This window comes from Pseudoalteromonas sp. Isolate6 (genome assembly GCF_022398435.1).
Taxonomy (GTDB): Bacteria; Pseudomonadota; Gammaproteobacteria; order Enterobacterales; family Alteromonadaceae; genus Pseudoalteromonas; species Pseudoalteromonas galatheae.
This window is the reverse complement of record NZ_JAKEVK010000190.1, coordinates 1-9,017: the sequence shown is the minus strand read 5'-3', so window position 1 is coordinate 9,017 and position 9,017 is coordinate 1. Positions and strand designations below refer to the sequence as shown.

General features: G+C 41.4%; 9 protein-coding genes. 6 read left to right on the top strand and 3 right to left on the bottom strand.

Annotation, left to right across the window (positions count from 1 at the left end; genetic code table 11):
• The first annotated feature begins 409 nt into the window (after nt 1-409).
• The 6 genes from L1D50_RS18765 to L1D50_RS18740 are packed head-to-tail and all read left to right on the top strand — an operon-like array spanning nt 410 to nt 6,169.
• Nucleotides 410-1,195: an iron-containing redox enzyme family protein gene (locus tag L1D50_RS18765; protein WP_239966585.1), complete on the top strand. Its 786-nt coding sequence runs from the start codon at nt 410-412 to the stop codon at nt 1,193-1,195.
• The gene (locus L1D50_RS18760) at nt 1,188-2,459 is read left to right on the top strand and encodes a pyridoxal phosphate-dependent aminotransferase (RefSeq protein ID WP_239966584.1); all 1,272 of its coding nucleotides are present in this window, start codon (nt 1,188-1,190) and stop codon (nt 2,457-2,459) included. The genes L1D50_RS18765 and L1D50_RS18760 overlap by 8 nt, the downstream gene beginning before the upstream one ends.
• Before the next feature lie 45 nt (nt 2,460-2,504).
• A complete protein-coding gene (locus tag L1D50_RS18755) occupies nt 2,505-4,244 on the top strand; it encodes an FAD/NAD(P)-binding protein (protein WP_239966583.1) in 1,740 nt (579 codons plus the stop codon).
• A 24-nt stretch (nt 4,245-4,268) separates the two neighbouring features.
• The gene (locus L1D50_RS18750; RefSeq protein WP_128726516.1) at nt 4,269-4,799 is read left to right on the top strand and encodes a cupin domain-containing protein; all 531 of its coding nucleotides are present in this window, start codon (nt 4,269-4,271) and stop codon (nt 4,797-4,799) included.
• Nucleotides 4,799-5,554, top strand: a complete 756-nt coding sequence (locus tag L1D50_RS18745) for a sulfite exporter TauE/SafE family protein (protein WP_239966582.1) — start codon at nt 4,799-4,801, stop codon at nt 5,552-5,554. The genes L1D50_RS18750 and L1D50_RS18745 overlap by 1 nt, the downstream gene beginning before the upstream one ends.
• Nucleotides 5,555-5,572: 18 nt before the next feature.
• Complete coding sequence (locus L1D50_RS18740) at nt 5,573-6,169, top strand: O-methyltransferase (protein WP_239966581.1); 597 nt, start codon at nt 5,573-5,575, stop codon at nt 6,167-6,169.
• A 129-nt stretch (nt 6,170-6,298) separates the two neighbouring features.
• On the opposite strand, the gene L1D50_RS18735 is transcribed toward L1D50_RS18740, so the two are convergent.
• The 3 genes from L1D50_RS18735 to L1D50_RS18725 all read right to left on the bottom strand — a co-directional run bounded on the left by L1D50_RS18735 (nt 6,299) and on the right by L1D50_RS18725 (nt 8,802).
• Nucleotides 6,299-7,126 carry a hypothetical protein gene (locus tag L1D50_RS18735; RefSeq protein ID WP_239966580.1) on the bottom strand — a complete coding sequence of 276 codons (828 nt, stop codon included), beginning with the start codon at nt 7,124-7,126 and terminating at the stop codon, nt 6,299-6,301.
• Nucleotides 7,127-7,220: 94 nt separating this feature from the next.
• Nucleotides 7,221-7,460: a hypothetical protein gene (locus L1D50_RS18730; RefSeq protein WP_239966579.1), complete on the bottom strand. Its 240-nt coding sequence runs from the start codon at nt 7,458-7,460 to the stop codon at nt 7,221-7,223.
• A 391-nt stretch (nt 7,461-7,851) separates the two neighbouring features.
• Nucleotides 7,852-8,802, bottom strand: coding sequence for a DUF5050 domain-containing protein (locus tag L1D50_RS18725; RefSeq protein ID WP_239966578.1), 951 nt, complete (start codon nt 8,800-8,802; stop codon nt 7,852-7,854).
• Nucleotides 8,803-9,017 lie beyond the last annotated feature (215 nt).

Below are 9,017 nucleotides of genomic sequence, written 5' to 3'. Positions count from 1 at the left end.
CCATTAAAAAATGCTCAATATTTGTACTAAAGACCATTCGTGGAATTAACTACAAAGCTTTAAAGTTAACCATAAATACACATTTATTTAACCAAAACACCATTTCATTCTTTTCAAAAAATAAATACGAAAGCAAATCAATCTTAATTTTTATTATGCTTTTTCAATAGACTAGTCCATAACACTTAGACATTCGTCTAATGTTTTGCGTCAACGAAACTGCCCAATACTTTTTACACAGCCGGACGTTGTATGACAGCTGCTAACTCAAGTGATACCAATTTGCTTATTGGAGTGACAGCGCTTTAGGCGAGAAAAGTTTGGCTCAGTGAGCATCAAACTTTCTCCCATCGTTTGAGCAGATAACAGGGTGAATTGGTATTGTTAATAACCAAAAAAGGAATTACGTATGACCGCAAACAACGTTAATCATCAAGCAGAGCTCGATAAATTCTTGACAGCTTTAGAACATCACAAGATTTTCCAAAATAAATACTTTTTGTATTTAGCAAAAAATAAATGGACGCCAGAAAGTTACGCATTGTTTAGAGCTAATTTCTTTTATCGAACGGAGCTGACGGTAAAAGGGATTGCACACGTATGTGCAAGATCAGCTGAGGTTAATGATATGGATACCCTGATCTTGTTTTCATATATTTTGGGTGAAGAAACGGGGATGGGCAACAAAGCGCATTGTCATGAAATATTTATGGAAAATGCACTAAATCTATTTGGCGCGATGGAGTTTGATTTAGCACCACTCAAGGTTGTTGACGCAAAAAACAGCCGTTACATTTTACCAGAAACACTGGCTTACAGAGAACGAGTCACTTCTCTTCTTTCAAATAGTTACCAACGTATGCTCGGGGTTGCCATGGCGCTTGAAACACATGCCGACCACATGCTCACGGCATTTAGAGAAGGTTTTCGCTTAACACGTCAAAATTTAGATAAAGAGCAGTATCAAAATAAAGTAGAAATCTATTTCAATGCTCATGTTGATAACGGCGTGGAAGAGCGACATGCCGAGGACGCTCGTCAATGTGTCATTAACAACTGCCTGTCCCAGAGTGATCTGAACGAGATCATGTTTGGTGCCAATGAAATGCTCAAAGTTCAGGAACAAATGTGGCAAGCAATGTATAGAAAAACAGTGCAACTTGAGACACAAAATGAAGGTGAAGTATATGCGTAATTCAGTATTTTCAGATTCAGCATTAGCGCTTCGAGACTCGATTACGCACGGTACCAAAGCAAAAATAGCTGCAATTAACGCAAGCTCGGACCAACAGGTTATCGACTTGAGTATCGGCACATTAGACGATACGGCAGACACCCGCATTGACCAAGCAGTCATTAACTTCATCAATGAAAATGCGCGTGCAATTCACGAGTTTGCTCCCGTCACTGGCTTTGAGTTTTTACGAGATGCAATCAGTGATAGAGTCTTTAGACTGCGCGGTTTACGATATGCTGCTGCAGATGAAGTTATGGTCACACCCGGCGGTATAAAAGGCGCTATCACTGTCGCATTTCATACCTTATTAAATCCGGATGATGAAGTGATAGTACCACTACCTAACTGGCCTCATTATGCCGACATGATAGCGTTACACGGAGCAAAAATGGTTCCGGTATTAGTCGAAGAGTTTTATGAAAAAGGCTTACAACCCGCTCAGTTGGAGGCCGCCATTAACGACAACACTAAAATGGTGATTTTAGGAGACTGCGTTAACCCATCAGGTAAAATTTATTCTTATAAAGAACAGTGTAAATTAGCCGATGTTATCGCTAAACATAATATTGAGCGTGCAAAGTGCGCCAAACCAGCGATTCAAATATTGTTTGACTGTCCTTACGAATCCCATATTCTTGATGGCCCTGACACAATTTCTGCCTACACCTTTACTGATAAAGATCATACGCAATATAGCTTAAGAGATTGCACCACTTTCGTGACAGGCCCGGGCAAAACCTATGGTATGCACGGCGACCGAGCAGGCTATATTTGCGCGCCGGCAAACTTAATCAATATGATGGCTCGAGTACAAGTTAACCTAAACTCTTTTGCCGCAACTTATGCCCAAATCGCCACAAATGAAGCAATGCAGGCTTATATGGATGATGTAGCACACCAACGCGCAGTCAACTCAAGAGCAAATTTACAAAATTACACTGATCTTTTAAATGCCATAGACGGGGTTGTGGCGCCCGTCCCTCAAGGTGGGTTCTTTATCTTCGTTGATTTGTCCGCTTATGGCGAAAAGATCCAAGCCGCTGGGTACGATACTGCCGCAGCATTCTTGTTAGAAAAAGCCAAGGTAGCTTCTATTGGTGGAATGCACTTTGCTGAAGGCAGCGAAGCACTTCGTCATTTTGTTCGTATGAACTGTGGACGAGCGAGAGAAACCTTAGAGCAGGCAGCACAGCGGATCCAACAAGCGCTGGAGTCGTTGTAGTCAGGATGGCCCAGCATGATTGGGCCGCAATAAGGAAATATAACCATGCATAGTAATAACATAAGCAGGTTTGGTATTGTAGGTACTGGCTTTTCAGGTACAGCTACATTAGTGCACTTAGTTAAGCAATTAGTGGCTTCAAAACTCGATTGTCGTAACATTGAAATTGTGACTTTTGAGCAACGTGGTGACAATGGTCCCGGCCACCCATACTGTAGCGAAGAACTGCTACCTACCCATTTGTGTAACAACCAAACTTATATGATGGCACTGTTCGACAATGACTTCTTTGATTGGCTCTGTGAACGGCAACACTGGCTTGCCCAGCGATTTCCCCACCTTATAAAAGTAACACATCCAGCACTTGAAGATATCACTGTGTGGCAGCCCGATCAGGATGCCTTTTATCCTAGAGCGTTGTTTGGTGTCTATTTAAAAGAACGATTTAACCAGTATTGCCAACTAGCCAAAGAAAATGGGGTTAAGATACATCATTATAACAACTGTAAGGTGTTGGATGGTTTACCCACTAAAAGTGGCTTTGAACTCCATTTTTGTCAGCATGAACGCAGTGCTGTAAAACAACTCGAATTCGATAAAGTGCTGCTTGCAACAGGCCATTGGAATAGCCTTAATAAAGCACAGTATGACGAAAGAGTACTGATGTCGCCCTACCCCCATTCGGCATTAAAAAACTGGTTTTCACAGCAGCTAGAAACACAGCCTGCATATGGCAAACGAATTGCTATCAAAGGAATGGGGCCAAGTGGCATTGATGCCATTTTATCGCTAGTGGATAGCGGTAAGTTTGAACAAGACCCCCAAGGAAATGTCGTTGCGTTTACGCCTGATAAAAGTACTCGTTCACTCAACGTGTATGCGATAAGTCGCTGTGGTTTTTTTCCGGCGGTACGAGACAGGCGCATTGAGCATAGCTTTAACTACTTAACAGAAGACACCTTTTTTGATTTAGAAAAAAAGCTAGGCAAACGCCTTGCACTAGACGATATTTTACATTTGATCGATGAAGAACTTAAAGATGCATCACAAGGCCGCATAGGGTGGCAAGAAGTTGCGGCCCCACCTTTCGAGTCTGCGCTAGAGAAGCTGAAATTTGACGCAACTTTACCTCAAGACAATGCGCTTATTCATGCGGTCTTGCTTCGAGTCAGAAGGATGAAGTTTTACCGCTATTTAAGCGCGGACGAAAAGCAGCGCTACGACGCTAACTTAGATACACACTTTATTCGCACTGCCGTTCCTATTCCACTGCTAAATGCACAAAAGTTGATAGCATTATTTAACGCGGGCATATTGACTAGCTGCCAACTTGGTTATGGTAATAAGCAGGGGGTTACTATCAGCGCAAATCAAATTTCTATATCATGCAATCAGGTTTGCGAACCACTCATTGCCGATGGCCTCATTATGGCGGCAGGTCAAAGCTTTGATTTAAAACTGCACCCAGATCCATTTATACAAGCTTTGATCAAACGAGGTGAATTACAGCCACATCAAGAAGTTAACTACCAAACCGGTGGTATTCGATTGCAAGGACATGAATCCTACAAGGTGATGCGATGGGACCCCATAACTCAGCAGCATCAGGTTTCACCTTACTTGTCGTCATTTGGTGTATTGACGCGCTATTGGCAAAACGAACGTAACTTTGCTGCAGCGTTTGTTGAAGCCGCACAAAGTGTTGCCCATAATTGGGTCGACTATATTTATAAAAAAACTACCGCACAACAAAGAAACACAGACCAGACTAAGGTCCACGCTTAATAACAGTATGACAAGGAGCAAACCATGGAAATGAAAGAGTTTTACTATGAAAATGGCATTCGTGTTAGCCTTTTTAATCTAGATCACAGAGCGGTTCCATACCATTTTCATCAATCGGTATGCGATATGATTTATTGTGCTAAGGGCGCTATCAATATTGAGCTTCCAGACAGGCAGCAGATTTACCATGTACCTTTAGGTGAAGTATTCCAAATTCCATCTAAACTTAAGCACCGGTTCGCCAACGCCATGGAGCCGGGTAAGGCGAGTCGTTATGTGCTCATGCAACTCGGTGAATTTAATATAGAGTTTGTGAAGAACAATAAGAAAATGGATGCGCAACTAGTTGATGCGACGTATTTTGATTATCAACAAACAGATGTATACATTGAGGACCGCAAGAAAGATATATTGGCACTAGTGGATCATTTTTCGCAAAACAAGCCCGAAGTCCTAGATGATGAGGAGCTGAGCGATGTGCTAACCGCACTTAATGCGTTTGCAACCCAAGGTATAGAGGCGTCGTATCCAGAGCATGCACTAGAGAGCGCATAATGGAATACTCAGCAGTAACCATCGCCATCATTTTAGGTGTATTTGGTTTTGCAGGACTCATAAAAGGAGTGGTGGGTCTTGGCCTACCACCGATTGTGCTGGGACTACTCACCGCTATCATCGGGATCCATCCTGCGATGGCGTTGGTAGCATTGCCTGCATTTATAACCAATATCGTACAAGCCGTTTCAGGCGCGCACTGGAAGACTCTTTGGCTCACCCAACGTTTATTCTTTTTTTTCGCAACAATCTCCATTGCAGCCGGCTGCTTACTGACTCAGTTTGTTAATCAAGCCCACATGTCTTTGTTATTAGGTGTATTGCTGATGTGTTATGGCAGCTTAGGGATCTTAAAGTTTAAACCACATATCGATGTTCAATGGCGACCTCATGCGGGCGTTGTGCTAGGAATGTGCAATGGCGTTTTTACCGGATTAACTGGATCCTCTGCAGTGCCTGGCGTATTTTATTTACAGGCAATTGGTCTACCAAAGGAAAAGTTGATCCAGGCAATGGGCATTTTATTCACTTGCTCATCACTCGGGCTTAGCTTGGGGTTAATTTGGCAAGGTGTGTTAACACCATCAGCAAGTGCTTTGTCCGTAGTCGCCTTGATCCCAGCTACCATATGTATGTATTTTGGGGCAAAGTTACGAAAGCACATTTCTATCATTATGTTTGAGCGTATTTTTTATGGTGCGCTTACCCTGCTTGGCTTATATGTGATTTTCAAAAATAAAACACTACTTATCTGATTTTAAAGGAATATTATCATGGTGAATATTGAATATAACGCCTTACTTAGCGAAGTCGCTGAGTTAGGGCTGAAAAATGATATGAACGCAAAAAGTAAACAAGATAAATACTTAAATATCACCAAAGACACTGGTAAGTTTTTAGCTTTCCTCACTAAAGCGAGTAATGTAACTCGTATCTTAGAGCTTGGCACGTCTAACGGTTATTCTACACTGTGGTTTGCCGGTGCATTACCTGAAAATGGAGAAATCACCACAATCGAAAGATGTGTACACAAATATCAACAAGCGCTAGCAAATATTGACCGAGCAAGACTAAAGTGTAGGATTAATGCTTTCAACGGCGAGATATCGACAATTTTACCTAAGTTACAGCAAGGCTTTGACTTGATATTTTTCGACGCTGACAGAAGTATCTATATGGATATTCTGCCACTGGCCGAAAAACTGCTCGCGCCAAATGGTATTATTGTGTGTGATAACGCAACGTCGCATGCCCATGAGTTAACCGCGTTTATGCAGTATTTCTCAGATAGTCAAAGATACACAACAGCCTTAGTACCAGTAGGTAAAGGGGAATTTGTCGCTTACCGTAACACGCATTGCTACGAATAAAGCACTCTACTTTGCCACACGATTGAGAGGAACTGTGACCCTTTAAAATTCGCAGATATTGAAAAAGGCATGCTTGCATGCCATCTTACCGAGGTTTTTAAGGGGAGTATAACCAAGAATAACTGAGCACTAGCGAGTAGGTCTCAGTGTTTCAATGATATTCGCATCCATCCAGTATGGATTGCCTTCCCAGTAACTGGTGCCGTCCTTTCTGACTTTTTTGTCACCTCGCCAAAAAAATAAATATTTCCCGTCTGGTGATACTTTAGGACGCTGCTCGTACGCAGCCGTATTAATCGTATCTCCCATATTTATTGCGTTTGTCCATGTACCATCTTGGTTACGAAAACTAATGTAAATATCAGGCGTGTTTTCACCTTCCTGTTCAGCATCCCACATAATGTAAGACTCATCTGGCGCGATGTAGGGGTGAGCAATGTACTTTCCTTGATTAATTGCCTTACTCATTTTGTGCGGTGTTTCATATTTACCATCAACAAGCCGTGAATAACTCAAATGCCCACTGCCGTCTTTCAAATCTAAGACATAAAAGTAGTGTGTCCCTTTTGCTGAGGTGGTATAACCTCTGATTGGAATATCTTTAAAAGACTCGATGTTTTGTATGTGTGAAACTGGTGGACTAAATTTATCCTGATATGCTTTTCTGTCTGCTTCAGGTATTGATTTTTCAATCCATTGATTGTGCTTAAATTGCATCACAATCCATGTCGGTTTTTGGTATTCTCCACCAGCGCGAGTAAAAGAAAGCTCTGACATATCTGGCAAAAATAACACTTCAGTCTCGCGGTGTTCATCCGTAGAAACCACACCTGGAGCAAATAATTCGGGCGTTAATCCCGGTGGTTTTTGTCCTAAATCGTACTTGTTTTGGCCATAACTTTTATCGCAAATTATTAAACTGCAAAACAAAGCAATTAGAATGCTCATCTGCTTCATAAACTGTCCTTTTATTAGAGCCTGTTTACTTTTCAAGTAAATATAATTGCACTAAGTAACAGCATAATCCAAGCACCTTTACAAAGCCTGACAATTACACCGCAAAGCCTCGCCATTGCGGCATCAAAAGGCCTGCAATAAACCAAGGAACTTGTAGTACGAGTATACACAGCGCATACAGACGCAACTGCTCAGCAGTCCATAGCGCAGCAAACCAGCCAATGATAAAGAACGACTTCCACCCTTCTATTTTTGCCGCTCCACCAAAATTTAAAATCCAAAGCCAAAACGCCACCAACGTGGCATGAGAGAGTATCCATGCAAGTAAACTCATACCTAAATCCTTGTCTCTAAGTTCGTACCCGATCCTACTTTCGCTTCAGAAAGTAAGCTAATGAAGCCGAGCCTATTAACACTATTCCAACGCGCTTGTCTTGGCAATATAGTAAAACCATAACGCTCACTTAATCGGTCGTAATAGCTATCAATATTTTGCAGACCAAAGTGACTTCGGGTACTTTATTTCTATCACATCCAACATCGTTATTAACAATGCATCATAATATCCCTCGTTATCATAAGTTTTGAGGATGAATGCTAACTTTTTATACACTTAAGGCTTCTCTTAAGCTTATTCACATTGCTTTGATACTCCTTTTCCTTTTACAGATCGTCTCCAACAGCAGTAAAATTAATGACCTAGAAATGCGGTCAGTGTTTTAGGCCTACTGACGCTCTTTTGTATTCATTAACTTTTTTAGTGCTTCTTGGTCAAGACCCGGTACAACAGTCGGTTGCGAGCTGTTTTGAAGTATTCTTTTGATAGACGTGCCATCCACATTTACAGAAAAGACATCATAAAAGCCATACACATTCTCTGAAGCGAAATACACCTTTGTGCCGTCTGGAGACCAAGAGGGATCCCACTCTTGAATGTCATTCTGGGTCAGCCGCTTGTTATTAGTTCCATCAATATCCATGACATATACTTCCTGATTACCATCTCTATTAGATAAATAGGCTATTTTTGTGCCATCTGGAGAAATTTGAGGAGACATGTTATCAGTATCATCTTGAGTGAGTTGAATAACCTCACCACCATCTAAACTGGCAATGCTAATTTGGCTTGGGCTGGCTTTAGATTGATAGAGTAATCGCCCATCTGGCATAAATTCTGGAGCGCGACCCGCCAGATTTTTAATTTGGCGCTGTTCACTACCATCAGCATTCATTAACCAAATTTCTTCTTGCCAAACGCCTTCCTTATTTTCATATTCTCTAGCAAACGCTATCGTCATTCCATCCAAAGACCACGCGGGTGCACTATCCCAGACATATTTTTTCCTCGTTAATCTTTTCAGATTGCGGCCAGTAATATCAACGGTGTGGATTGACCATGTTTTAAAGTTATCGTATTTACCGTAAAAGGTTACTTTGTCTTTTGATGGTGAGACAGCAGGATAGCCGTCACTCGATGTGGCTTTCACGATTCTAACTGGCGATCTACCATCTTGATCACTTAAGTAAATCGCTTTGCTATTACCGTCTTTAAAGCTATAAATAATACCATACGACTCAGCTGATAGTTCGCTATATGATTGAACTTCATGAATAAAAAATAACATTATGCTGTAAAAACAAGCCCGCTTTGAGATGCCAATTTCTTTAACAAGCATTACTCAGTCTCCCTGGATAGTTGTGTATAATAGGAGAACACTACAGCAGTTTATCTACGAAAAACATGATGTTTTATTGACTTTTCGCTGAATTGCACCTAAATGTGTTATCTTCTTGCTGATAACAGAACCCTGATAGTGCTATAGCCCCTTCCATTTATTGCACAAAACCAATCAATAATTACGAAAAACACCTCTTCATAACTCATTGATAT